The sequence below is a fragment of the Sulfitobacter aestuarii genome (genome assembly GCF_042685005.1).
Lineage (GTDB): Bacteria > Pseudomonadota > Alphaproteobacteria > Rhodobacterales > Rhodobacteraceae > Sulfitobacter > Sulfitobacter aestuarii.
In genome coordinates this window covers 74787-97832 of sequence record NZ_JBHUMP010000014.1, presented here as the reverse complement: position 1 = coordinate 97832, position 23046 = coordinate 74787, and the positions used below count along the sequence as shown (strand labels likewise).

23 protein-coding genes are annotated in these 23046 nt (G+C 64.4%); 11 read left to right on the top strand and 12 right to left on the bottom strand.

Annotated elements, in window-relative coordinates:
• Nucleotides 1-159 precede the first annotated feature (159 nt).
• The 5 genes from ACFSUD_RS15065 (at nt 160) to ACFSUD_RS15045 (ending at nt 5045) form a co-directional block, all read left to right on the top strand.
• Nucleotides 160-552 (top strand): cytidine deaminase, encoded by a 393-nt coding sequence (locus tag ACFSUD_RS15065; RefSeq protein WP_386375323.1) that lies wholly within the window; start codon nt 160-162, stop codon nt 550-552.
• A gap of 3 nt (nt 553-555) precedes the next feature.
• Nucleotides 556-1860 (top strand): thymidine phosphorylase, encoded by a 1305-nt coding sequence (locus ACFSUD_RS15060; RefSeq protein ID WP_386375322.1) that lies wholly within the window; start codon nt 556-558, stop codon nt 1858-1860.
• A complete protein-coding gene (locus ACFSUD_RS15055; protein ID WP_386375321.1) occupies nt 1860-3053 on the top strand; it encodes a phosphopentomutase in 1194 nt (397 codons plus the stop codon). The genes ACFSUD_RS15060 and ACFSUD_RS15055 overlap by 1 nt, the downstream gene beginning before the upstream one ends.
• An 80-nt stretch (nt 3054-3133) precedes the next feature.
• Nucleotides 3134-3775 (top strand): uracil phosphoribosyltransferase, encoded by a 642-nt coding sequence (upp, locus tag ACFSUD_RS15050; RefSeq protein ID WP_386375320.1) that lies wholly within the window; start codon nt 3134-3136, stop codon nt 3773-3775.
• Between the two features lie 100 nt (nt 3776-3875).
• Entirely contained in the window at nt 3876-5045 is a 1170-nt protein-coding gene (locus tag ACFSUD_RS15045; protein WP_386375319.1) for an SPOR domain-containing protein, read from the top strand.
• Nucleotides 5046-5062: 17 nt separating this feature from the next.
• On the opposite strand, the gene ACFSUD_RS15040 is transcribed toward ACFSUD_RS15045, so the two are convergent.
• The gene (locus tag ACFSUD_RS15040; RefSeq protein WP_386375318.1) at nt 5063-6076 is read right to left on the bottom strand and encodes a hypothetical protein; all 1014 of its coding nucleotides are present in this window, start codon (nt 6074-6076) and stop codon (nt 5063-5065) included.
• 135 nt (nt 6077-6211) lie between these two features.
• Nucleotides 6212-7840 (bottom strand): AMP-binding protein, encoded by a 1629-nt coding sequence (locus ACFSUD_RS15035; protein WP_386375317.1) that lies wholly within the window; start codon nt 7838-7840, stop codon nt 6212-6214.
• Nucleotides 7841-7931: 91 nt separating this feature from the next.
• On the opposite strand from ACFSUD_RS15035, the gene ACFSUD_RS15030 reads away from it, so the two are divergent.
• A complete protein-coding gene (locus tag ACFSUD_RS15030; RefSeq protein ID WP_386375316.1) occupies nt 7932-8864 on the top strand; it encodes a DMT family transporter in 933 nt (310 codons plus the stop codon).
• Nucleotides 8865-8957: 93 nt separating this feature from the next.
• Here ACFSUD_RS15030 and ACFSUD_RS15025 read toward each other — a convergent pair whose 3' ends face one another.
• From ACFSUD_RS15025 to ACFSUD_RS14995, 7 genes are all read right to left on the bottom strand, one after another.
• A complete protein-coding gene (locus ACFSUD_RS15025; protein ID WP_386375315.1) occupies nt 8958-11159 on the bottom strand; it encodes a 3-hydroxyacyl-CoA dehydrogenase NAD-binding domain-containing protein in 2202 nt (733 codons plus the stop codon).
• Nucleotides 11160-11179: 20 nt separating this feature from the next.
• Complete coding sequence (locus tag ACFSUD_RS15020; RefSeq protein WP_386375314.1) at nt 11180-12391, bottom strand: acetyl-CoA C-acetyltransferase; 1212 nt, start codon at nt 12389-12391, stop codon at nt 11180-11182.
• Between the two features lie 13 nt (nt 12392-12404).
• The gene (locus ACFSUD_RS15015; RefSeq protein ID WP_386375313.1) at nt 12405-13049 is read right to left on the bottom strand and encodes a glutathione S-transferase family protein; all 645 of its coding nucleotides are present in this window, start codon (nt 13047-13049) and stop codon (nt 12405-12407) included.
• A gap of 322 nt (nt 13050-13371) precedes the next feature.
• Nucleotides 13372-13584: a hypothetical protein gene (locus tag ACFSUD_RS15010; protein WP_386375312.1), complete on the bottom strand. Its 213-nt coding sequence runs from the start codon at nt 13582-13584 to the stop codon at nt 13372-13374.
• A 49-nt stretch (nt 13585-13633) separates the two neighbouring features.
• Nucleotides 13634-15415, bottom strand: a complete 1782-nt coding sequence (locus ACFSUD_RS15005) for an acyl-CoA dehydrogenase C-terminal domain-containing protein (protein ID WP_386375311.1) — start codon at nt 15413-15415, stop codon at nt 13634-13636.
• Between the two features lie 64 nt (nt 15416-15479).
• Nucleotides 15480-15881 carry a MerR family transcriptional regulator gene (locus ACFSUD_RS15000; RefSeq protein ID WP_386375310.1) on the bottom strand — a complete coding sequence of 134 codons (402 nt, stop codon included), beginning with the start codon at nt 15879-15881 and terminating at the stop codon, nt 15480-15482.
• Nucleotides 15882-16161: 280 nt separating this feature from the next.
• Nucleotides 16162-16542: a MerR family transcriptional regulator gene (locus ACFSUD_RS14995; protein ID WP_386375309.1), complete on the bottom strand. Its 381-nt coding sequence runs from the start codon at nt 16540-16542 to the stop codon at nt 16162-16164.
• 119 nt (nt 16543-16661) lie between these two features.
• On the opposite strand from ACFSUD_RS14995, the gene ACFSUD_RS14990 reads away from it, so the two are divergent.
• From ACFSUD_RS14990 to ACFSUD_RS14980, 3 genes are read left to right on the top strand one after another with little or no spacing between them, the layout of a single operon-like run.
• Nucleotides 16662-17084: a PaaI family thioesterase gene (locus tag ACFSUD_RS14990; protein ID WP_386375308.1), complete on the top strand. Its 423-nt coding sequence runs from the start codon at nt 16662-16664 to the stop codon at nt 17082-17084.
• Entirely contained in the window at nt 17081-17593 is a 513-nt protein-coding gene (locus tag ACFSUD_RS14985) for a PaaI family thioesterase (RefSeq protein ID WP_386375307.1), read from the top strand. The genes ACFSUD_RS14990 and ACFSUD_RS14985 overlap by 4 nt, the downstream gene beginning before the upstream one ends.
• 5 nt (nt 17594-17598) lie before the next feature.
• A complete protein-coding gene (locus ACFSUD_RS14980; RefSeq protein WP_386375306.1) occupies nt 17599-18963 on the top strand; it encodes an MATE family efflux transporter in 1365 nt (454 codons plus the stop codon).
• Between the two features lie 9 nt (nt 18964-18972).
• Here ACFSUD_RS14980 and arsC read toward each other — a convergent pair whose 3' ends face one another.
• Genes arsC through ACFSUD_RS14965 form a run of 3 tightly spaced genes read right to left on the bottom strand, consistent with a single transcriptional unit; the run spans nt 18973 to nt 20701 of the window.
• Nucleotides 18973-19314, bottom strand: a complete 342-nt coding sequence (gene arsC / locus ACFSUD_RS14975; RefSeq protein ID WP_386375305.1) for an arsenate reductase (glutaredoxin) — start codon at nt 19312-19314, stop codon at nt 18973-18975.
• A complete protein-coding gene (locus tag ACFSUD_RS14970; RefSeq protein ID WP_386375304.1) occupies nt 19311-20354 on the bottom strand; it encodes a quinone-dependent dihydroorotate dehydrogenase in 1044 nt (347 codons plus the stop codon). Before ACFSUD_RS14970 ends, arsC begins: the two co-directional genes overlap by 4 nt.
• On the bottom strand, nt 20351-20701 hold the full coding sequence (locus ACFSUD_RS14965) for a DUF952 domain-containing protein (protein WP_386375303.1): 351 nt from the start codon (nt 20699-20701) through the stop codon (nt 20351-20353). Before ACFSUD_RS14965 ends, ACFSUD_RS14970 begins: the two co-directional genes overlap by 4 nt.
• 134 nt (nt 20702-20835) lie before the next feature.
• Here ACFSUD_RS14965 and ACFSUD_RS14960 point away from each other — a divergent pair, with 134 nt between their 5' ends.
• Together ACFSUD_RS14960 and ACFSUD_RS14955 are read left to right on the top strand one after the other, a co-directional pair.
• Nucleotides 20836-22392, top strand: a complete 1557-nt coding sequence (locus tag ACFSUD_RS14960; RefSeq protein WP_386375302.1) for a bifunctional metallophosphatase/5'-nucleotidase — start codon at nt 20836-20838, stop codon at nt 22390-22392.
• Between the two features lie 132 nt (nt 22393-22524).
• Nucleotides 22525-23004 carry a hypothetical protein gene (locus ACFSUD_RS14955; protein WP_386375301.1) on the top strand — a complete coding sequence of 160 codons (480 nt, stop codon included), beginning with the start codon at nt 22525-22527 and terminating at the stop codon, nt 23002-23004.
• Nucleotides 23005-23046: the final 42 nt, after the last annotated feature.

Genomic DNA, 23046 nt, shown 5'->3' with positions numbered 1-23046 from the left:
AAACTATTCGCATCGCCGCGCCAACACGGCATTTCGCTGCCGCCCGCTCCTTCGCCGGACCGTGCAGCCGGAATGGACTGCCGCGACGCTACCGGGCGCGGATTACCGGTGCATTTCGGCAGTCGGCTTCGTATAGAGGAGAAAACGGGAGGCTTGATCATGGAAGAATTGCGTGCGGCGGCGGCGAAGGTGCGCGAGAACGCCTATGCGCCCTATTCGAAGTTCAAGGTCGGCGCGGCGCTGCGCGCGGGCTCTGGCGCGGTCTATGTCGGCTGCAATGTCGAGAATGTCGCCTATCCCGAGGGCACCTGTGCCGAGGCCGGTGCCATCGCCGCGATGGTGGCAGCGGGCGAGACGCGGCTGACCGGTGCCTATGTCATCGCCGGATCGCCCATGCCCGTGACCCCCTGCGGCGGTTGCCGCCAGAAGCTCGCGGAATTCGGACAGGCGGACATGCCGGTGGTGATGGCCACGACCGGCGGGGTCGAGGAGCAATGCACGCTTGCCGAGCTGCTGCCCGGTGCCTTTGGCGCCGCCCATATGGAGGGCTGAACGATGCAGGCGCGCACCATTCTCGGCAGGCTGCGCCATGGCGAGGCGCTCGATCCGGCGGAATTGGCCTTTGTCGCGCAGGGCCTGGCCGATGACACGTTCAGCGATGCGCAGGCCGGGGCCTTCGCCATGGGGATTTGCCGCAACGGGCTCGATGAGGCGGGTCGTGTGGCGCTGACCCTGGCGATGCGGGATTCCGGCCGGGTGCTCGACTGGGGGCTCGACGGGCCGGTGCTCGACAAACATTCGACCGGCGGCGTCGGTGATTGCGTCTCGCTGCTGCTGGCCCCGGCGCTGGCCGCCTGCGGTGCCTATGTGCCGATGATTTCGGGGCGCGGCCTCGGTCATACCGGGGGCACGCTCGACAAGCTCGAGGCGATCCCCGGGCTTTCGACGCAACTGAACGAGACGGCATTTCGCGATCTGGTCGCCGATACCGGCTGCGCCATCGTCAGCGCCAGCGCCGAGATCGCCCCCGCGGATCGGCGGCTCTATGCCCTGCGTGACGTCACCGCCACGGTCGACTCGATCGACCTGATCACCGCGTCGATCCTTTCCAAGAAGCTGGCGGCGGGGCTCGATGCGCTGGTGCTCGACGTCAAGGTCGGCAGCGGTGCTTTCATGAAGGACATTGCGGCGGGCCGGGCATTGGCGCAGGCGCTCTGCGTGACCGCCAACCAGGCGGGCTGCCGCTGCACCGCGTTGATCAGCGACATGAACGCCCCGTTGGTTCCGGCGCTCGGCAATGCGCTGGAAGTGCATGAGGTGATGCAGGTGCTCTGCGGCGGAACGGGCGGGGCGCTGGCCGAGATCACCGCCGAACTGGGGGGTGTCCTGCTGGCCCATGGCGGGCTGGCCGCCGATGCGGGCCAGGGCGCGGCAGCGATCCGCGGGGCAATCCGCAGCGGCGCCGCCGCCGAGCGGTTTGCCCGGATGATCGCGGCAATGGGCGGCCCTGACGATTTCCTCGAAAGCTGGTCCGAGCTGTTGCCGCAGGCCCCGGTGCGTCGCGAGGTGCGGGCCGGAGCGGCGGGCCATGTCGGCGCCATTGATGGCGAGGCGCTGGGACTTGCGGTCGTGGCGCTCGGCGGCGGGCGCGCGCAAAAGAGCGATGTCATCGATCCGGCGGTCGGGCTTTCGCAGGTCATTGGCCTCGGTGCCCGGGTCGAGAGAGACGCGGTTCTCGCGCAGGTCCATGCGCGCAATGACGCAGAGGCCGCACAGGCCGTCGCGGCGGTGCAGGCCGCCTTCACCCTCTCGGAGACGCCCCCGGCGGGGCAGGAATTGATACTCGAAAGGATAGGCTGATGGGCCGTGCGTTTCTGGCCGTGATGGATTCCGCCGGGATCGGCGGCGCGCCGGATGCGGCGCAATATTTCAACGGCGATCTGCGCGATACCGGCGCCAACACGCTCGGCCATATCATCGAGGCCTGCGCCGCCGGTGAGGCGGACGAGGGGCGCAGCGGCCCTTTGCGGATCCCCTGTCTTTCCGCCCTCGGGCTCGAGAGGGCGATCGCGCTGGCCAGCGGCCTCGAGCTGCCGATGCCGACAGAGGAGCCGAGGGGCCGGTGGGGCGCGGCCACCGAGATATCGCGCGGCAAGGATACGCCCTCGGGCCATTGGGAACTGGCCGGGCTGCCGGTGCCCTGGGACTGGCATTTTTTCCCGGAAAATGACGCGTCCTTTCCGCCCGAACTGGTCACACGGGTCGCCGAAGCTGCGGGGACCGAGGGGATCCTCGGCAATTGCCACGCCCCCGGCACCGCGATCATCGAACGGCTCGGCGCCGAGCATATGCAAAGCGGCTGGCCGATCTGCTACACTTCCGCGGATTCCGTGTTCCAGATTGCGGCCCATGAAGAAACCTTCGGGCTCGACAGGCTGCTCACGCTCTGCGAGGAAATCGCACCGAGCCTGCACGCGATGAAGGTCGGCCGGGTGATCGCGCGGCCCTTCACCGGAACGCCGGAACAGGGTTTCGAGCGGACCGGAAACCGGCGCGATTATGCGATCGCGCCGCCCCGACCGGTGTTGAGCAACTGGGTGCAGAATGCCGGGGGGAGCTGTTTCGCGCTCGGCAAGATCGGCGATATCTTCTCGATGCAAGGGTTCGACGAACTGCGCAAGGGCAAGGATGCGGAGCTGATGCGTCACCTTGGCAACCTGGTGGCGGAGGCGCCGGAAGGGTCGCTGACCTTCGCCAATTTCGTCGAGTTCGATGCGATCCACGGCCATCGGCGCGATGTTTCGGGCTATGCCCGCGCGCTTGAATGGTTCGACCGTGAGATTGCCGGGCTGATTGACAACCTGCGCGATGAGGACATGCTCGTGCTGACTGCCGATCACGGCAATGACCCGACATGGCCCGGCACCGACCACACGCGCGAACGCGTGCCGGTGCTGATCGCCGGAACCGGAGCCGGAACGCTCGGGCAGATCGGATTCTGCGATGTTGCGGGGATCGTGGCCACCCATCTCGGCGTCCCGGTACCGGGCTGAACCCGCGACCTGATCGCCGGGAACGGTTGCGGCTGGACCGGTTTCGCGGCAAAAGCAGAAGATATCAAGGAGGCTGCCCCATGTCCGAGATCATCCAACATCTTACTGTCGTCGAACATCCGCTGATCCAGCACAAGCTCACCATCATGCGCGACAAGGCGACACCGACGGCGGTGTTCCGGCAGTTGCTGCGCGAGATCAGCCAGCTGTTGGCCTATGAGGTGACCCGTGGCCTGCCAATGACCACCAAGCGTATTGAGACGCCGATGCAGGAAATGGACGCCCCGACGCTGGCCGGCAAGAAACTGGCGCTGATCTCGATCCTCCGGGCGGGCAATGGCCTGCTCGATGGCGTTCTCGAGCTGATCCCTTCGGCGCGGGTCGGCTTTGTCGGGCTTTACCGCGATGAGGAGACGCTGCAGCCGGTGCAATATTATTTCAAGGTGCCCGAGGCGATGGAAGATCGACTGGTCATCGCCGTTGACCCGATGCTCGCCACCGGCAATTCCTCCGCCGCGGCAGTGGACCTGCTGAAACAGGCCGGGGCGACCAATATCCGTTTCCTCTGCCTGCTCGCCTCGCCGGAAGGCGTCGCGCGGATGAAGGAAGCGCATCCCGACGTGCCGATCGTTACTGCCGCACTCGACGAGGCGATCGATGCGCGCGGCTATATCGTGCCCGGTCTCGGCGATGCCGGCGACCGGATGTTCGGCACCAAGTAATCGTCGGAAAATACATCGGATTTTCCTGATTTATGTGACCTTCGCTTTACTCACGCTAGATGTTGTTGCATCGTCCAGGTGATCAGATGCGGGGCAGGATATGAAGATCAGCAGGTTCATCGCGAATGCCGTTGCCGCGGCCGCCTTTAGCATCGGGCTCGGCAGCATGGCTGCGCAGGCGCAGATCACTGAGCAGCAGCCCGCCGAGTTTCCGCCACGCAGCTACACGGGCAAACAATATGTCGACAGCAAGGGCTGTGTTTTCATCAGGGCCGGGATCGACGGGGATGTAAGTTGGGTGCCGCGGGTCAACCGCCAGCGTCAGATCATCTGCGGTTACAAACCCAGCGGCCTGACCGGCGTTGTCGCCGCCCCTGCCGCGCCCGCCGCGGAAGCGGCGCCGCGCATCACGCTGAACCCGCCTGCCGAGGTCACGCCAAGCCCGCGCCCCGTCCCGGCGCCGGTCACACCCGCGCCGAAGCCGCTGAAAGCCGCCGCGGCCCAACGTCGGGTGACGAGCAAACCGGTCATCCGCAAGGCCCCGGTCGAGCGTACCTTAACAGAGGCTGTAGCAGTGCCGGTGCAGCCTGTCGCCCCGACGAGCGGTGTCGCGCAGCGGGGCAGGGGGGGCGAGGTCGCGATCACCGCCCAGACCCGCATATTGCCCAAACATGTCGCAATCCAGCGGCTTAACACCCGCAATGTCGTGGTGCCGCAAGGCTATCGCCGGGTCTGGGACGACGATCGGCTCAATCCGCGCCGTGCCGAGCAGAACCTCGCGGGGCGGGCCGACATGCTGCTGATCTGGACCCAGAGCGTGCCGCGCCGATTGATCAATCAGGCCAATGGCCGCGATGTAACCGCGACCGTGCCGCTCGTCTATCCCTATCTCGATCTGGCTACCCAGCGCCGCGAACTCGGAACCGTCGAGATCGTGCGCCGTGATGGCAAGGTGGTGAAACGGGTGATCCGCAACAAGCCGCGCGCCATCTATTCCAGCCGCTCGAAAAACCGGGTCGAGGAGACGCGTCCTGCCCCGGCAGCTCAGGATCCGCGCTTCGTGCAGGTCGGCAGCTTTCGCGACCCCGGTAATGCACGGCGCAGCGCGCGCCGGATCGCCGCCATGGGGTTGCCCGCACGGATCGGCCAGAAGAGCCGCGGCGGTCTGATGGTGGTGCAGGCCGGGCCGTTCCCCGGATCCGATGCGCTGCAGGCTGCCCTGGTGAACTTGCGCCGCGCCGGATACAAGGATGCTTTCGCGCGACCCTAAGGCGGCGCATGTGCTGTTCAACTGCCGCAGATATTCTGCAAGCGCAGCCAGTCCGCATCCGACAGCAGGGGCTGGGTCGCTCGCCCCGTCATCGGATCGCCTTTGATCAATGCCAGCGTGGTTTCGCCGCGCGCGTCCTTTGCATAGGCATAGGGCGCGCTGCGCATCTCGGCAGCCTCGAACCGGGCCAGTAGCGCCGTAGCTTCCGCCTGCGGTCGCGGGGCGGTCAGAAGGTGCTGGACATAGGCATCGAGCGCTTCCGGCGCAATGTTGCCGGTGGTCAGCAGCCTGAAATTCTCCCACAGGCCCACGGCCGCCAGCAGGTCGCGCAGGGGGTCTCCGGCGCGGCGCAGACTGTCCTCGTTGAGCAGGTAACCGGCCGCCACGTCGGGTTCCTCGTATTGTTCGAGCAGGCGTCGATCGAGAAGCAGCAGGTTGCCCGGCAGATGCAGGCTGGCGCGGGCCATGTCCGGCAGCACCGCAATCTTCCCGACCGCAAGCCGGGTGCCGAGCCGTGCAAGCGCGCGCTTGCCGTCGCGGTCACTGCAGACCGGGCCCGACACCCGTTCGATCCGCGCCAGCAACGCGTCGCCGATCGCCCCGCGGTTGGCTTTGGGCACCACGCGCAGGGTGTGATCCTGCAGCGCGCCCGGCAGCCAGAACAGGGCCAGCGCCAGCACCAGTGTCATCGAGACCGCCATGCCGACCCAACGCAGCCGCCCGGTCCGCGGGCGGCTGCGGCTGATCGCACGGCGCAGGGTCTCGATCGCGTCGATCATCTGCTCCTCGTCATCGGGCAGTTCCAACGTCTCGCTGGGGTCGCCATCCGGATGATAAAGAGCCGGGCGCTGCCCGGTATCGGCCCGCATCACCGCTGCCAGCGACCAATGGGTCAAAGCCTGATCACGCAGATCGCTGATCACCAGAGTCGCGTCGCCGATCGAGACGATTACCTCGCGGCGCTGCGCATCGGGAGACGGGCGCCAGAGACCGGTTGCTTCGATCCGCGCATATTTGGTGAGGGCCGTCATCGGGGGTTCTGCACTGCCTCTTTGTTGTTTTGCGGCAGTTTAACAGAGGGGCGATCCGGCACAATGGGTCAAGCGGTACCGGGGCACCGCGCGTCGCAGGAGGCGGGGCCCTCGCGACCCCCCGCCGAAGGGCGCTCAGAGCCTCGCCGCCTCCTTGCGCAGCTCGAACTTCTGGATCTTGCCGGTCGAGGTTTTCGGTAATTCGCCGAAGATCACCTGCTTGGGCGTCTTGAACCCGGCCAGCGTCGCACGTGCGAAGGCGATCAGCCCCGCCTCATCCTCCGTCGCGCCGGGCTTGAGCTCGACAAAGGCGCAAGGAACCTCGCCCCATTTCTCGTCGGGCTTGGCCACGACCGCGGCAAGGTTCACATCCGGATGGCCCATCAGCACGCCTTCGACCTCGACCGACGAGATATTCTCCCCGCCCGAGATGATGATGTCCTTGGCGCGGTCGGCGATCTGGATATAGCCGTCCGGATGCTGCACGGCGATGTCGCCGGAATGGAAATACCCCCCGACGAAAGCCTCCCGCGTGGCCTCCGGGTTCTTCAGATAGCCCTTCATCACCGAATTGCCCCGGATCATGATTTCGCCCTGCGATTTGCCGTCCCGCGCCACTTCTCGCATACCGTCATCCATCACGGTGATATGCTCCATCATCGGCATGGCGACACCCTGGCGCGCTTTCAGGGCGGCGCGTTCCGCGTCCTTCAGCCCCTCCCATGCCTCACCGCGCCACAGGCATTCGGTGACATGACCATAGGTCTCGGTCAGGCCGTAGACCTGCGTGACATTGAAGCCGAGAGTCTCGATCTTTGCCAGGGTGGCAGGGGCAGGGGGCGCGCCGGCGGTGAAGATCTCGACCTGCTGCGAAAATTCCCGGCGGTCACTTTCGGGCGCATTGACCAGCATGTTGAGCACGATCGGCGCACCGCCGAAATGGGTTACACCCTCGTCGGCAATGGCGTTGAAGATCGCCGGGGCCGTGATGTCGCGGCAGCCGACCAGCGTGCCGCCGAGCAGCGGCATCAGCCAGGCGTGGTTCCAGCCGTTACAGTGAAACAGCGGCACGATGCTGAGATAGACCGGATGCAGCACCATCCGCCAGGAGACCAGCGTGCCCATGCACATCAGATAGGCGCCGCGGTGGTGATAGACGACGCCCTTGGGCCGACCGGTGGTGCCGGAGGTATAATTGAGCGCGAGGCTCTCCCATTCGTCTTGCGGCAATTGCCAGGCGAAATCCGCATCGGCCCCGGCAAGGAGATCCTCATAGAGCGGATAGCGGCCACTGGCCGGGTGGCCCGCATCTGCGTCAGGCACTTCGACAATCTGCGGTGCCGTGCCCTCCATCGCCGCGCAGGCGGCCTCGGCGAGCGGAATGAATTGGCTGTCGACGAGCACCACCCTGGCGCTTCCGTGATCGAGGATGAAAGCCACGGTTCCGGCATCGAGCCGGGTGTTGATCGTGTTGAGCACCGCCCCACAGGCGGGCACGCCGAAATGCGCCTCGGCTTGGGCGGGCAGGTTGGGGATCAGCGTCGCCACCACATCGCCCGGGACAACTCCCAGGCCGACAAGCGCCGAGGCAAGCTGACTGCAGCGCGCATGATATTCGCGATAACTCTTGCGGTGCTTGCCATAGACCACGGCCAGCCGGTCCGGAAACACTTGCGCGGCTCGGGTCAGAAAGGACAGCGGCGTCAGCGCCACATGATTGGCGGCACATTTGTCGAGACCGGTTTCATCTTGCATCCATCCCATGATGTGACCCCTATGCCCTATGTCAGTCGTACGGGCTGAGTATTGCGGCGCGGCGACGGCTTGAAAAGTCGTAAAGTGCGAGGGGAAGGGCATGAGTTCAGCGGAGGCGAGACCGGGCGCGGCGGGGTTGGTGGTATTGGCCGGAATGGCGACGCTGGGGCTCACCGACAATTTCGTGCCATACCTGACCGCCGAAGGGTCGCTCTGGCAGTTCCACCTGATCCGCGGGATCATGGCGCTTGCCCTCTTGGGCGCGATTGCCGCCATGGGGTTCGGCCGTCTGCGCCCGAAACGCTGGGGTGCGGTGCTGGGGCGCAGCGCCTTCACCGCCGGGGCAATGCTGATTTACTTTGGCTGCCTCGCAATCATGCCGATCGGGGTGGTGGTCGCGGGGCTCTTCACCTCGCCGATGTTTGTGCTGCTGATCAAGGTCGTGTTTCAGGGCGGGCGGGTCGGCGCGCTGCGCTGGAGCGCGGTGCTCATCGGTTTTTTCGGCGCCGTGCTGGTGATCCGCCCCGATCCGGCGGCGCTCGATCCGGTCGCCTTCCTGCCGATCGCGGCCGGGATGCTCTACGCGATCGGCGCGGTGGCGACGCGCTCCTGGTGCGAGGGGGAGGGCACGCTGGCACTCACCGCCGGGTTCTTCATCATGCTGATGCTTTTCGGGGTGCTTGGATTGCTTATTCTGCCCGCGGGCGGTCCGGAAGGCCATGGCGGCTTCGCGCTGCGCGGCTGGGTGACACAGACGCCGGAACTGCTGTTGTGGACCGGCGTGCAGGCGGTCGGTTCGCTGATCGGCATCGGGCTGGTATTCCGCGCCTACCAGATCGGCGAGGCGGGGCATGTGGCGGTCTTTGAATATTCGCTTCTGGTCTTCGCAAGCTTCTGGGCCTGGATGCTCTGGGGTCAGCAGGTCACGGCGTCGGCATTGGTCGGCATGGCACTGATCGCATTCGCGGGCGCGGTGATCGCCCTGCGCAGCGAGACGCCGCTGCCCCTGCGCGCCACGCGCCTGCCCGAATGATCCTGTGTGCCTTGAGCGCGACGCGTAGAGGCCAATTGCCGCAAAAGAGAAGGGGCGCCGCAGCGCCCCCCGATGTTCAGCTCATCGACGATCTCAGGCCGCCGCATTCTCCGGCGCGAAACGCCCATAGAAGCTCTGGTTCTTCTCGGCCATGTCGCGCAGCAGATTCGGGCAGGCGAAACGCGGCCCGTAGGTGGTGCTGAGTTCTTCGCAGCGATCCGCCGCATAGGGCGCGCCCAGCATGTCGAGCCAGGACAACGGCCCGCCCGACCAGGGCGCGAAGCCCCAGCCCAGGATCGCGCCGACATCGCCTTCGCGGATGTCCATCAATACGCCTTCCTCCAGTGCCCGGACCGCTTCGAGCACCTGGACGAACATCAGCCGGTCCTGCACCTCGCGCAGCTCGGGCTGGGTCTCGGCCAGCGGATATTTTTCCGCCAGCCCCGGCCAATAGCCCTGGCGCTTGCCCTTTTCGTCATAATCGAAGAACCCGGCCTTGGCCTTGCGCCCCAAACGGCCCTGTTCCTCCATCCAGAAGATCAGATCATCCGCCGCGCTCTCGGGATAGGCATCGCCCATCGCGGCCTTGGTCGCGCGGGCGATCTTGGCGCCGAGGTCGATCGAGGTCTCGTCGGTGAGCTGCACCGGCCCGACCGGGAAGCCCATCAACTCGGCGGCATGGTCGATCAATGCAGGGGCGACGCCCTCGGTGATCATCCGCACGCCCTCGTTGATATAGGGGATGATGCAGCGGTTGGCGTAGAAAAACCGCGCGTCATTGACCACGATCGGCGTCTTGCGGATCTGGCGCACATAATCGAGCGCCTTGGCCACGGCCCGGTCGCCGGTTTCCTTGCCCTTGATGATCTCCACCAGCAGCATCTTCTCGACGGGCGAGAAGAAATGGATGCCGATGAACTGCTCGGCCCGTGCAGAGGCCTTCGCCAACTCGGTGATCGGCAGGGTCGAGGTATTTGAGGCAAAGATGCAATCCTGCGGGATGACCGCTTCGACCTTCTGCGTCATCTCGGCCTTCACCTTCGGGTCCTCGAACACCGCTTCGATGATCAGGTCACAGCCTTTCAGCTCCTCAAGATCCGTGGTCGCGGTGATGAGGTCGAGCGCGGCCGCCTTCCTCTCCGGAGTCGATTTCTTACGCGCGATGCCCTTGTTGAAATAGCTCTCGCTATAGGCCTTGCCGCGCTCCGCCGCCTCCTGGCTCTGGTCGATCAGCACCACTTCGATCCCGGCCTGCACCGAGACCAGCGCAATGCCCGCGCCCATCATCCCGGCACCCAAGACGCCAAGCTTCCTCACCCTTTGATCCGGCACGTCCCTTGGCCGCACCGCGCCTTTCTCCAACGCCTCCTTGTTGAGGAACAGCGAGCGGATCATGTTGCTCGAGCTCGGGTTCATCAGCACCGACGTGAACCAGCGCGCCTCGATCTTCAGCGCCGTATCGAAAGGCACCAGCGCCCCTTCATAGACCGCCGAAAGCAGCGCCTTGGCGGCCGGATAGACGCCCTTGGTCTTGCCGTTGACCATCGCGTTGGCGCCGACAAAGGTCATGAACCCCGCCGGATGATAGGGCGCGCCGCCGGGCATCTTGTAGCCCTTCTGATCCCAGGGCTTGACCAGATCGCCATCCTTGGCATTCAGCACCCAGTCGCGCGCCTCGGCCATCGGATTGTCGGAAACATCATCGATGATCCCGGCCTTCAACGCCGCATCGGGGCTGACCATCTTGCCCTCGAGCAGGAACGGCGAAGCCGCCATGGCGCCGAGCTTGCGCACCATCCGCGTGGTGCCGCCCGCACCCGGAAAAATCCCGACGAGGATTTCCGGAAGGCCGATCTTTGCCTTTGAGTTATTGGCGGCAAAGATCCGGTGCGTGGCCAGCGGCAATTCGAAACCGATGCCCGCGGCGGTGCCCGGCAACACGCTGGCAATCGGCTTGCCGCCCTTCAGGGTCTTCGGGTCCATCCCGGCGCGCTCGATCTTGCGCAGCAACGCATGCATCGCCATCGTGCCCTCGAAGAGCCCCTTGGCCGGATCATCGCCCGCGTCCTGCTTCATCTTGGCCAGCAGGTTCAGATCCATCCCCCCGGCAAAGGAGCCCTCCTTGCCCGAGGTGATCACGATGCCCTTGACGGAATCATCCGCCAGAGCGGCGTCGATATGGCTCTCCAGCTCGCGCAGCCCTTCGAAGGACATCACGTTCATGGTCTTGTCAGCCACGTCCCAGGTGATGATCGCCACGCCGTCGCTGTCGGTCTTCATGGTAAAATCGGTCATATCTATCTCCTACCCCGCGGTCAGACGCGCTCGATAATGGTGGCGGCACCCATGCCGGAGGCGATGCACAGCGTGGCGAGGCCAACTTCCTTGTCGGCCCGCTCCAGCTCGTCGAGCAGGATGCCGATGATCATCGCTCCGGTGGCGCCGAGCGGGTGACCCATGGCGATGCCGCCTCCGTTGACGTTGACGCGGCTGTCATCGATATCAAAGGCCTGCAGGAAGCGCAGCACCACGGCGGCAAAGGCCTCGTTGACCTCGAACAGGTCGATGTCGGAGATGTTCATGCCATTGTCGCGCAGGATCTTCTCGGTCACCGGCACCGGGCCGGTCAGCATGATGGTCGGATCGGTACCGATCTTGGCGGTCGCCCGGATACGGGCGCGCGGCTTCAGGCCGTGACGCTCTCCGAACTCCTTGTTCCCGATCAATACCGCCGCGGCACCATCGACGATGCCGGAAGAATTGCCGGCATGGTGGATGTGATTGATCTTCTCCAGATGCGGATATTTCATCAGGGCAATGTTGTCGAAACCGGGCATCACCTCGCCCATCGCCTGAAACGCCGGGTTGAGCCCGCCGAGGGATTGCATATCGGTCTCGGGGCGCATGTATTCGTCTCGCGCGAGGATCGGCAGACCGTTCTGATCGCGCACGGTGATGACCGACCTGTCAAAGCGCCCCTCGTCCCAGGCCCGCTTGGCACGTTGCTGGGATTGCATGGCCAGCTGATCGGCCTCGTCGCGGGTAAAGCCGAACTCGGTGGCGATGATATCGGCGGAGATGCCCTGCGGAACGAAATACTTCTCCATTGCCAGCGTCGGATCGACGGCGATCGCCGCGCCGTCGCTGCTCATCGCGACCCGGCCCATCATCTCGACCCCGCCGGCGATATAGCCATCACCGGCGCCGCCGCGGATCTGGTTGGCGGCAAGGTTGACTGCCTCCATCCCCGAAGCGCAGAACCGGTTGATCGCAAGACCGGGGATGCGCTCATCGAGACCCGAAGCCAGTACCGCCGAGCGCGCCAGACAACCGCCCTGTTCGGCCACCTGCGTGACATTGCCCCAGATCACATCCTCAACAGCATGGCCGTCGAGATTATTGCGCTCCTTTACCGCGTTGAGCATCTGCGCCGAAAGCCGCAGCGAGGTCACCTCATGCAGGGCGCCATCCTTGCGCCCCTTCCCACGCGGACTGCGCAAGGCATCGTAGATATAGGCGTCGGTCATCTCTTCTCTCCTGTTAAGTCGCGGCCCGGTCGGCAGGCGAGCCGGGCATCAATTCGTATGGGGGCTTCCAGCCCGGCACCTCGGAAAGCCTATTGAGCCAGGCGTCGACATGGGGCCAGTCGCTGCGGACAAAGCCGAAAGGTTCGGGATAATAGAGATAGCCGCAGCAGCTCAGATCAGCATTGCTGAGCGCATCCCCGACGATCCATTCACGCCCTGCCAGATGCGCATCGAGCACTGCATAAGCCGACTTGAGACGCCCCTGCATGAAGGTGATCACCTCCTGCGGGCGTTTCTCCTCGGGCAGAAAGTTCATCAGGAACCGGGTCATTCCGGCGTTGGAGCTGAGCTTGTGATTGTCCCACAAGACCCAGCGCAGCACTTCGCGCCGCTCCTCCGGCGACGCCCCGGCAAATTTGCCGGTCTTCTCGGAGATGTAATCCTGTATGACGCCGGACTGGCTGAGCCGCAGATCGCCATCCACCATCACGGGAACTTCACCCATGTTGTTGATCTGCGTGCGGTAATCCGCGCCCCGCGTTTCACCGCCGAAGAAATCCACCTTGATCGGAGTCCAGTCGAGTCCCGACAATTGCAGCGCCAGCGCGGCCTTGTAGGCATTGCCGGATTCGCCGAAACAATAGAGTTCGATCGTCATTGACCTGTCACTTTCATTTCCGCCGGACCGGGGGTTTCACACCCCCGGACCCCCGTGGAGTATTTGCCAAAGGGTGAAGCTGTAATCTGAATGGCTTTACCCGTTATTAATCCAGCCGCACCTAAGCTGTCGGCGCGGTACAGGCTGGAGAGCCGATGACCGCAAAGGGTGAAGGCGTTCCGTTCCTGATGGCAGCCGCCCGGTGTTTGGGACGTCTTCCGCATTTCACCCTTTTGCAAATACTTCCGCCGGAGGCTCCCTCGGCCCGCCAATCCTGCGCCTCTGTCAATGATCATATCCATCCCTATTCCCTCCCCGGGGATCAGCGTTTGCGGTCTTCCAGTTCGGAATTGAACAGACGCAGTCGCGCGGTCAGGTTTTCCTCGTTAATGACGCTGTTGAAATTCTCGAAGAGGAAGGACAGCGCCTCGCCTTCATCGAGCCCGGCTTCGGTGGCGAATTTCTTTAACCGGCGGTAGCCGTCCTCGGTCATGGCGACAGGGAAGCGGCGGGTCAGGCGGAAGCGTTTGGGCATGGTCTCTCCTTCGGGGACAGGGTGGAGTCTGCGTCCCCACCCGTCCGTTCTAGAAGTTTGCCGCGTCCAGGGCCATCACCGTGTCGGCGCCGCTCGAGATCCGATTGAGATGCAGCGCGGTGGCAGGCAACTGGCGCACCATGTAATAGCGCCCGGTGGCGAGTTTGCTCTGGTGGAAATCCGGGTCGCCCTTGTCGGCCGCCAAGGCCTGTTTCGATGCCAGCGCCATTCTGGCCCACATCAGCCCGAGGCAGACATGGCCGAACATATGCATGAAATCGGTCGAACCGGCGAGCGCGTTATTGGGGTTCTTCACGCCATTCTGCATGAAATACATGCCCGCCGATTGCAGATCCTTGCTGGCTGCCTTCAGCGGTTCCAGAAAGTCAGCGTCGAATTCGGGATCCTGTCCGGCATTGTCCTTGATGAAGCCCTTTACCAGATCGAAGAAGGCCATCACGTGCTTGCCGCCGTCGGCTGCCAGTTTGCGGCCCACAAGGTCGAGCGCCTGCACCCCGTTGGCGCCCTCATAGATCATCGCGATCCGGGCGTCGCGGGTGAATTGCGACATGCCCCATTCCTCGATATAGCCATGACCGCCGTAGATCTGCTGCGCCTTGACCGTCATGTCATAGCCCTGATCGGTGAGGAAACCCTTTATCACCGGGGTCAGCAGCGAGACCAGACCGTCCGCCGCGTCATCACCGCCGCGATGCGCCGCGTCGATCAGTGTTGCCCCCCAGAGGATGAAGGCCCGCGCGCCCTCGGTGAAGCTTTTCTGGTCCATCAGCGCGCGGCGGATGTCGGGATGCACGATCAGCGGATCGGCCGGGCCATCGGGGTTTTCCGCCCCGGTCACGGCGCGGCCCTGCAGGCGTTCCTTGGCGTAGTTCACCGCGTTCTGATAGGCCACATCGGCCTGCGCCAGCCCCTGCATGCCGACCCCGACACGGGCCTCGTTCATCATCGTGAACATGGCGCGCATGCCCTTGTGTTCCTGTCCCAGCAGAAAGCCGGTGGCGCCGTCATAATTCATCACGCAGGTGGAATTGCCGTGAATGCCCATCTTCTCCTCGATCGAGCCGACAGTCACGCCGTTGCGATCGCCCAGCGAGCCATCCTCCTTCACCATGAACTTCGGCACGATGAACAACGACACGCCCTTGATCCCCTCCGGCCCGCCTTCGATCCTGGCCAGCACCAGATGGATGATGTTCTCGGCCATGTCATGTTCACCCGAGGAGATGAAAATCTTCTGCCCGGTGATCCTGTAACTGCCATCTTCCTGCGGGACCGCCTTGCTGCGCATCAACCCCAGGTCGGTGCCGCAATGCGGTTCGGTCAGGTTCATGGTGCCGGTCCAGTCGCAGGACACCATCTTGGGCAGGTAGGTGTCCTTCTGCGCCTGCGTGCCATGGGCGAGGATCGCGGAGGCCGCGCCGTGGGTCAGGCCCTGATACATGGTGAAGGCCTGATTGGCGGCCGAGAACATCTCTCCCACCGCGGTGCCGATCACGTAGGGCATGTTCTGCCCGCCATATTGCTCGGGCATGTCAAGGCCGGGCCAGCCGCCTGCCTTGACATGCTCAAAGGCCGCCTTGAAGCCGCTCGGCGTATGCACCACGCCGTTTTCCAGGCGACAGCCTTCTTTGTCACCTACGACATTGAGTGGCGCGAGCACTTCGGAGGTCAGCTTGCCCGCTTCCTCCAGGATCGCAGCGGTAATATCGGCCTCGAGCTCGTCATAGCCGGGCGTCTGAGCCTCGCTGACCTTCAGCACATCGTGCAGGACGAATTGCAGATCTTCTACGGGTGCGGTGTAACTGGGCATGTCGAGGCTTTCATTAACTGGATGCTGCGGCAATTGGCGGACAAAGCGGTGGTTCTGGCGAAGCCTAGCCTGCCGCGCGGCGTGGTTGCTGGGACGAGGAGATCATCTTTTCCGCCCATTTGAGCTGACCCTTGAGGTCATCGATCGCGGTATTGAGCTCGTCCCGCTGTCGTTCCATGTCAGCGAGCCGCGCGCGGGCGATTTCATAGGTGCGGGACAATTGCGTCTGCTGTTCGTCGCTGCGGTCGTAAAGATCGAGCAGCTGGCGGATTTCTTCCAGGGAAAAGCCGAAGCGCTTGCCGCGCAGGATCAGCTTCAGCCGCGCCCGGTCGCGCCGGGTGAACAGGCGTTTCTGCCCTTCGCGCAAGGGCGAGAGCAATTCCTTGGCTTCGTAAAAACGCAAGGTGCGGGGAGTGACTTCAAAGGTGTCGCACATCTGGCGAATTGTCATGGTTTCGCTGATCATCTCATGCCTTTCGCATTGTCGGTTCCCCCGGGAAATGGGTTCTGACCTCAGCAATAGAACAGGGGTGCGAGTTGACGTAAGCGATACGTAACGTCACTTCCGAAGTTGACGCTGCGCACGATCAGGTCAAGGCGGAAAAGGTGCTGCAAACGAGGGGGATACCCTTGCGGGAGCGATTTTCGCCGCGGCGTTGTCAACTCCCTGCAAAACGCGGGGGGACAGGGGGCAGGGTGAAACACCGGACACGGAGTTTCCTCGCCGGTGGCGCGAAAGCGGCTTTTCAGTCGGCGGTCTGTCCCATCGCCTCGGCGGTCTCGTCGCGCAGCTTGCGCAATTCGGTCATTGCCTCCTCGAGCTGGCGTTTCTGTTCTGCCAGTTCGACGAGCTGTCCGTCCGCAAGCTCGATCCACGCCCGGCGCTGCGCCTGCGTGCCTTCCTTCTCGTAGATCAGCAGCCATTGCCGGATGTCTTCTAGCGCGAAGCCGAACTTGCGGCCGCGCAGGATCAGCTTCATCCGGGCCCGTTCGCGGGGCCCGTAGAAGCGGGCGCGGCCCTCCTTGTCGGGCTGCAACAGCTCGATATATTCGTAATAGCGCAGGGTGCGCGGGGTCACGTCGAAGGTGGCGCACATTTCTTTGAAGTTCAGGCGATTTTCGGACATGGGGATCTCCTCGCGCCACAGGCTATGATCAAGCGTGTATCGATGCAATGGCCACCCTTGCCCTTTGCGCAAAGGCCCGTGATAAGGAGAAAACCCGCCGATCAAGGAGCTTTCAACAGATGTCAGACAAGGTCCGCATGGCCCGGCAGTTCATCCAGGCGCTGCCCCATTCCGAGGCGCTGGGAATGACCCTGGAAGAGCTCGAAGACGGGATGGCGGTGATCTCCATGCCCTATGATGCACGTTTCGTCGGCGATCCCCAGACCGGGGTGATCCATGGCGGTGCGGTTTCGGCGCTGATGGACACGACCTGCGGCGCGGCGGTGATGAGCCATCCCACAAGCCCCAGCTCCACCGCGACGATGGATCTGCGCATCGAATATCTACGCGCCGCAACGCCGGGTCAGGCAATCAGGACCAAGGCCACCTGCTATCATGTCACCCGCTCGGTCGCCTTCGTGCGCGCCACCGCCTGTGACGACGACAGCGACAATCCGGTCGCCACCGCGACCGGCACATTCATGGTGGAGGGCCACAAATGACCGAATTCCGCAAACCCGAGCCGGTCCAGGTGGTCAAGCAGCGTCGCGACGGGGTGCTGCGCGCGCTGGTCGAAGGCGTGCCCTATATTCGGTTTCTCGGGATCCAGTTCGAACGGCGGGGCGATGAGCTGACGGCGCTCATGCCCTTTGACGAGAGCCTGATCGGCAATCCGATCCTGCCCGCCCTGCATGGCGGCGCGACGGCGGCCTTTCTGGAGATCACCGCGATCATCACGTTGAACTGGAGCTTCATCTGGGAGGACATGGAAAGCGGTGCGCTCGATATCGAAGACCTGACGCCCGACCATCTGCCACGCCTGCCCAAGACCATTGATTTCACCGTTGATTACCTGCGCTCCGGCCTGCCGCGCGATGCCTATGCCCGGGCGCGGATCAACCGTTCCGGGCGGCGCTATGCCTCCGTGCATGTGGAGGGCTGGCAGGACAACCGCAACCGCATCTTCGCCCAGGCCACCGGGCATTTCCTGATGCCGCCGCCTCAGGGCTGAGCACCATGGCCGAACCGCTTCCGGAGGCCGAGGTGAAGGCGCTGGCGCGCGGCCGGCTCGCCCCTGATCAAGTGGTCACCCACCGCCGGGTGCTCAACATCGCGCTGCCGATCGTGATCTCCAACGCCACGGTGCCGATCCTCGGGGCGGTCGATACCGGGGTAGTCGGACAGATCGGCGAAGCCGCGCCCATCGGTGCGGTCGGGCTCGGTGCCATCATCCTTTCAGCGCTCTACTGGATTTTCGGCTTCCTGCGGATGGGTACGGTCGGGCTGACCGCCCAGGCCAGCGGCACCGGTGATCAGGCCGAGGTCGCCGCACTGCTGAGCAGGGGGCTGCTGATCGGGGCCGGGGCGGGGCTGGCGCTGCTGATGTTGCAGATCCCGCTGTTCTGGGCCGCCTTCACGGTTTCGCCCGGCTCGCCAGAAGTCGAAAGACTGGCGCGGGGCTACATGACGATCCGCATCTGGTCGGCACCGGCGGCAATCTCGCTCTATGCGATCACCGGTTGGCTGATCGCGCAGGAACGCACCCGCGCGGTGCTGGTCATCCAGGTGTGGATGAACGGGCTCAACATCCTGCTCGACCTGTGGTTCGTGCTCGGCCTCGGCTGGGGCGTTGAAGGAGTGGCGATCGCGACCTTCATGGCGGAATGGAGCGGCGCGGCACTCGGGCTGTGGTTCTGCCGCGGTGTCTTTGCCATGCCGGGCTGGCGCGACCGCGCCCGGGTCTTCGACCGGCTACGCTGGCTGCATATGCTGCGGCTGAACGGCGATATCCTCATCCGTTCGATGCTGCTCGAGGCGATGTTCGTCTCCTTCCTGTTCCTCGGCGCCGGGCAGGGCGACGTGACCTTGGCGGCCAATCAGGTGCTGCTGCAATTCCTGATGATCACCGCCTTCGCGCTCGATGGTTTTGCCTTCGCCGCCGAGGCGCTGGTCGGCAGGGCGCTTGGGGCGCGGCAGCGCGAGATGCTGAGGCGCGGGGCCTTGCTGACCTCAGGCTGGGGTCTGGTGATCTGCGTATTGATGACCTTTGCTTTCGCCGCCGCGGGTGGCTCGATCATCGATCTGATGACCAGCGCCGCCGATGTGCGCAGCGAGGCGCGGCAGTATCTGCCCTACATGGTCGCGGCGCCGCTTGCGGGCTGCGCGGCCTGGATGCTCGACGGCATTTTCATCGGGGCCACCCGTTCGCGCGACATGCGCAACATGATGGCAATCTCTTTCGGGGTCTACTGCGCTTCGGCGGCACTATTGCTGCCGCTGCTGGGCAATCACGGACTCTGGCTGGCGCTGCTGATTTCCTTCGTGATCCGCGGCATCACGCTCGGCCTGCGCTATCCTGCGCTCGAGGCGACGGCGGCCTAGCACAGCCGCTTAGAACAGCGCGTTCACCGCTTCCGGCGGTCGGCCGATCACGGCGCGCCCGTCGCGAAAGGCGATGGGCCGCTCGATCAGCGACGGGTTTTCCGCCATCGCGCGAAGCAGCGCATCCTCATTGCTCGTGGCAGACAGCCCCAGCTCCCGGAACCGCGCCTCGCCCTGCCGCATCATCGCGATTACCGGCAGATCGAGCGCCTCCTGCGCCGCGCGCAGCTCCGTCAGGCTGGGTGCATCCTCCAGATAGCGCCGCAGCGTGACCTCCGCGCCCGCGGCATCAAGCAACGCGAGCGTCTGTCGCGACTTCGAACAGCGCGGATTGTGCCAAAGGGTTATCAAAGCCATTCCTCCCGGCGGCTGCCCACCGCCTGTGCGACATGGGTAAAACCGTCCCGCTCAAGCAGCCTATCGAGCCCGTACGCGATCTCTACCGCCAGCGACACGCCGCCATAGACCAGCGCCGTGTAAAGTTGCAGCGCCGAAGCTCCCGCGCAGATCTTGGCATAGGCCTGCTCGGCACTGGCAACGCCGCCAACCCCGACCAGCGGGATCTGCGTCAAGGTCGAGAGCCGCGCAAGCACCCGTGTCGATTTCTCGAACAGCGGTGCGCCCGACAGGCCCCCGGCCTCTCCGGCGTGAACGCTGCGCAGACCGTCGCGATCCAGCGTCGTGTTAGTGGCGATGATCGCGGCAACGCCCGCTTCCTCGGCCACTTCGGCAATCTCGGCCAGTTCCGCTTCGCTGAGATCCGGCGCGATCTTCAGGAACACCGGCACATCGCCGCGCACCGCCATCACCCCTTCAAGCAACCCGGCCAACGCCGCCTTGCCCTGCAGATCGCGCAGCTTCTCGGTATTGGGAGAGGAGACATTGACCGTGGCGAAATCCACATGTGTACGCGCCGCTTCCATTACGCGAGCAAAATCTGCGGCCCGGTCGGCGCTGGTCTTGTTGGCGCCAAGGTTCAGCCCCACCGGGATACCCGGCTTGCGCTGCGCCAACCGCGCGACAATCGCCTGCGCGCCCTCGTTGTTGAACCCGAACCGGTTGATCGCGGCGCGATCCTCGCTCAGCCTGAACAGCCGGGGCTTGGGGTTGCCCGGCTGCGGCAGGGGCGTCGCGGCTCCGACCTCGATAAAGCCGAACCCGGCGCGCGACAGCGGCGCGACTGCGGTGGCGTTCTTGTCAAACCCGGCGGCCAGTCCGACCGGATTGACCAGCGTCAGCCCGGCCAGAGTGGTGGCAAGGCGCGGGGATGTCACCGGCCCCGGCGTCGGTGCCAGACCGCTTTGCAGGGCGCGCAGCGCCAGACCGTGCGCGGCTTCCGGGTCGATCCGGTGCAATGCCGCGAGACCGATCCGCTCGAAAAACGCGTTCATTCTCCCGCATCTCCGAAACCGGCAGGGAACACATGGGCGCCATTCTGCAACGGCAAGGGCTGTGCCCAATGCACATCGCTCAGCCGCAACTTGCGGTAGAGATGCGGAAACAGCGCATCGTTGCGCGATGTCTCCCAGCGCAGATCCGCGCCCAGATCATCGGTCTTCACCGCCAGCAGGAAGAGATCATCCTGCCCGGCAAAATGCTTGGCCGCAGTCTCCGCAACCTGTTCGGAAGTGGAGAAATGCACGTAACCATCGGCGAGATCGACCGGCGCCCCGGCAGTCTCGCCGTGCTCGCGCAGATCGCGCCATTCATCGGCGTGGAATATCTTGTATATCAACATGCGCGTCTGATGCCCTCAGCGCACGCCCCGGTCAAGGCCCGACACCTGCCGCAGGGTCAGCCGCGCAGGGATGTTTTGACTCGATTGCACCTGCAAGCCACGATGCCGCCATCACCATCAACAGGGGAAGAACGATGAAACGATTCCTGACGAGTGTCGCGGCGCTGGCCCTGACCAGCGGCATGGCCGCCGCCGAGTATGATCTGACGATCCTGCACACCAACGACTTCCACGCCCGTTTCGAGCCGATCAGCAAATATGACGGCCCCTGCTCACCCGAGGACAACGGCGAGGGCAAATGCTTCGGCGGCTCGGCGCGGCTGGTCACGGCGATCAACGAGGCTCGCGCGCGCAGCGACAACGCGATACTTGTCGATGGTGGCGATCAGTTTCAGGGCACCCTGTTCTACACCCATTACAGGGGCGCGCTGGCCGCCGAGATGATGAACAAGATGGGCTATGACGCGATGACCGTGGGCAACCACGAATTCGATGACGGCCCGGAAGTGCTGCGCGGCTTCATCGACGCCCTGAATTTCCCGATCCTCATGTCCAATGCCGATGTCTCCGGCGAGCCGCTGCTGGCCGAGAAGATCTCCAAATCCACGGTGATCGAACGGGCAGGGGAGAAGATCGGCCTGATCGGCCTCACGCCGCAGGATACCCACGAACTTGCCAGCCCCGGTGACAAGATCACCTTCACCGATCCGGTCGCAGCAGTGCAGGGCGAGGTCGACAAGCTCACCGAGGCGGGGGTCAACAAGATCATCGTGCTCAGCCATTCCGGCTATGGCGTCGATCAGCGCGTGGCGGCCGAGACCACCGGCGTTGACGTGATCGTGGGTGGCCATTCCAACACGCTCCTGTCGAACAGGGACGAGGGAGCCGAGGGCCCCTATCCGACGATGGTCGGCGACACCGCGATCGTGCAGGCCTATGCCTATGGCAAGTTCCTCGGGGAGCTCAACGTCACCTTCGATGACGCGGGCAAGGTGATCCGGGCCGAGGGCGAACCGCTGATCCTTGATGCCGTCATGGTCGAGGACGAGGAAACCGTCGGGCGCATCGCGGATGCGGCCAAACCGCTTGACGAGATACGCAACAAAATCGTGGCCCAGACAACCGAGGCGATCAACGGCGAGCGCGACACATGCCGGGTGCAGGAATGCGCCATGGGCAACGCCATTGCCGATGCGATGCTGGCACGTGTTGCCGATCAAGGCATCGACGTCGCCTTCCAGAACAGCGGCGGCATCCGCGCCAGCATCGACGCGGGCGAGGTGACCATGGGCGAAGTGCTGACGGTGCTCCCGTTCCAGAACACGCTCTCGACCTTCGAGGTCAGCGGTGAGACCCTGCTCGCAGCGTTGGAAAACGGCGTGTCGCAGATCGAGGAGGTCGCGGGCCGATTCCCGCAGGTGGCGGGGCTGAGCTATGCTTTTGACGCCAGCCAGCCGGTCGGCAGCCGTATCAGCGAGGTGATGGTGGGCGACGCACCGCTCGACCCGAGCGCGAGCTACGGTGTGGTCTCGAACAATTACGTGCGCAATGGCGGCGATGGCTACGAGATGTTCAAATCCGCCGAAAATGCCTATGATTTCGGCCCTGACGTGGCGGATGTGCTGGCTGAATACCTGATTAAGAACGCGCCCTATCTGCCCTATACCGACGGGCGCATCACGGCGAAATAGGGGCGCGGCGCGATCTGCGTGCGCTCTGCGCCGCCCTGCAACCGTGGGGCGGGGGATTTTGGGAATGACCTGCGGAGTGTTATGCTGCGCCCGGCGCCGTCCGGCGCGCATTTCACTTACGGAGGACATATGATGAGAATGATTGCTCCTTTTTCCGTTATCATTGCCCTGACCCTGCCCGCGGCACTTGCTGCGGAAAGCTATTCGATGAATGGCACCGGCAAGGCGCAGAGCAGCGCGACCACGCATGAGGTCGCCGAGGGCCATATGCTCATCTCGGCGCAAAGCGAATATACCAGCATCGAGGCAGAGGACGAGAACAACCCGCTGAACGGCGCCACGGGTCCCTGCTTCGGGGCAATGGAAATCGTCGATGGCAGCCTCTCCGGCGGCGGCCGTTGTCTCTATACCGATCAAACCGGGGACATGGCGGTGCTCAGCTGGACGGCGGAGAGCATGACAGAGGATGGCGCCAATGCCGGGAGCTGGGAGCTGACCGGCGGCTCCGGCAAATACGAAGGCGGCTCCGGCGGCGGCAGCTATTCAGTCGCCACCGACCAGAGCAGCGGCAGCCAGACCAACACCGTCACCGGGGAAATCTCTCTTCCCTGATCCGGCGGCGGGAGCGTGCGGCAATCGCGGCGCGCTCCTTTT

Bases quoted from the DNA above. Each gene is read 5' to 3' on its own strand.
- ACFSUD_RS15025 (WP_386375315.1), bottom strand. From the start codon at position 11,159: ATGACCGATTTTACCATGAAGACCGACAGCGACGGCGTGGCGATCATC.
- ACFSUD_RS15060 (WP_386375322.1), top strand. From the start codon at position 556: ATGCAGGCGCGCACCATTCTCGGCAGGCTGCGCCATGGCGAGGCGCTC.
- ACFSUD_RS14955 (WP_386375301.1), top strand. From the start codon at position 22,525: ATGAGAATGATTGCTCCTTTTTCCGTTATCATTGCCCTGACCCTGCCC.
- ACFSUD_RS14970 (WP_386375304.1), bottom strand. From the start codon at position 20,354: ATGAACGCGTTTTTCGAGCGGATCGGTCTCGCGGCATTGCACCGGATC.
- ACFSUD_RS14960 (WP_386375302.1), top strand. From the start codon at position 20,836: ATGAAACGATTCCTGACGAGTGTCGCGGCGCTGGCCCTGACCAGCGGC.
- upp (WP_386375320.1), top strand. From the start codon at position 3,134: ATGTCCGAGATCATCCAACATCTTACTGTCGTCGAACATCCGCTGATC.
- ACFSUD_RS15035 (WP_386375317.1), bottom strand. From the start codon at position 7,840: ATGGGATGGATGCAAGATGAAACCGGTCTCGACAAATGTGCCGCCAAT.
- ACFSUD_RS14980 (WP_386375306.1), top strand. From the start codon at position 17,599: ATGGCCGAACCGCTTCCGGAGGCCGAGGTGAAGGCGCTGGCGCGCGGC.
- ACFSUD_RS15030 (WP_386375316.1), top strand. From the start codon at position 7,932: ATGAGTTCAGCGGAGGCGAGACCGGGCGCGGCGGGGTTGGTGGTATTG.
- ACFSUD_RS15045 (WP_386375319.1), top strand. From the start codon at position 3,876: ATGAAGATCAGCAGGTTCATCGCGAATGCCGTTGCCGCGGCCGCCTTT.
- ACFSUD_RS14985 (WP_386375307.1), top strand. From the start codon at position 17,081: ATGACCGAATTCCGCAAACCCGAGCCGGTCCAGGTGGTCAAGCAGCGT.
- ACFSUD_RS14990 (WP_386375308.1), top strand. From the start codon at position 16,662: ATGTCAGACAAGGTCCGCATGGCCCGGCAGTTCATCCAGGCGCTGCCC.
- ACFSUD_RS15015 (WP_386375313.1), bottom strand. From the start codon at position 13,049: ATGACGATCGAACTCTATTGTTTCGGCGAATCCGGCAATGCCTACAAG.
- ACFSUD_RS15020 (WP_386375314.1), bottom strand. From the start codon at position 12,391: ATGACCGACGCCTATATCTACGATGCCTTGCGCAGTCCGCGTGGGAAG.
- ACFSUD_RS15040 (WP_386375318.1), bottom strand. From the start codon at position 6,076: ATGACGGCCCTCACCAAATATGCGCGGATCGAAGCAACCGGTCTCTGG.
- ACFSUD_RS14965 (WP_386375303.1), bottom strand. From the start codon at position 20,701: ATGTTGATATACAAGATATTCCACGCCGATGAATGGCGCGATCTGCGC.
- ACFSUD_RS15010 (WP_386375312.1), bottom strand. From the start codon at position 13,584: ATGCCCAAACGCTTCCGCCTGACCCGCCGCTTCCCTGTCGCCATGACC.
- ACFSUD_RS15005 (WP_386375311.1), bottom strand. From the start codon at position 15,415: ATGCCCAGTTACACCGCACCCGTAGAAGATCTGCAATTCGTCCTGCAC.
- ACFSUD_RS15000 (WP_386375310.1), bottom strand. From the start codon at position 15,881: ATGATCAGCGAAACCATGACAATTCGCCAGATGTGCGACACCTTTGAA.
- ACFSUD_RS15055 (WP_386375321.1), top strand. From the start codon at position 1,860: ATGGGCCGTGCGTTTCTGGCCGTGATGGATTCCGCCGGGATCGGCGGC.
- ACFSUD_RS14995 (WP_386375309.1), bottom strand. From the start codon at position 16,542: ATGTCCGAAAATCGCCTGAACTTCAAAGAAATGTGCGCCACCTTCGAC.
- ACFSUD_RS15065 (WP_386375323.1), top strand. From the start codon at position 160: ATGGAAGAATTGCGTGCGGCGGCGGCGAAGGTGCGCGAGAACGCCTAT.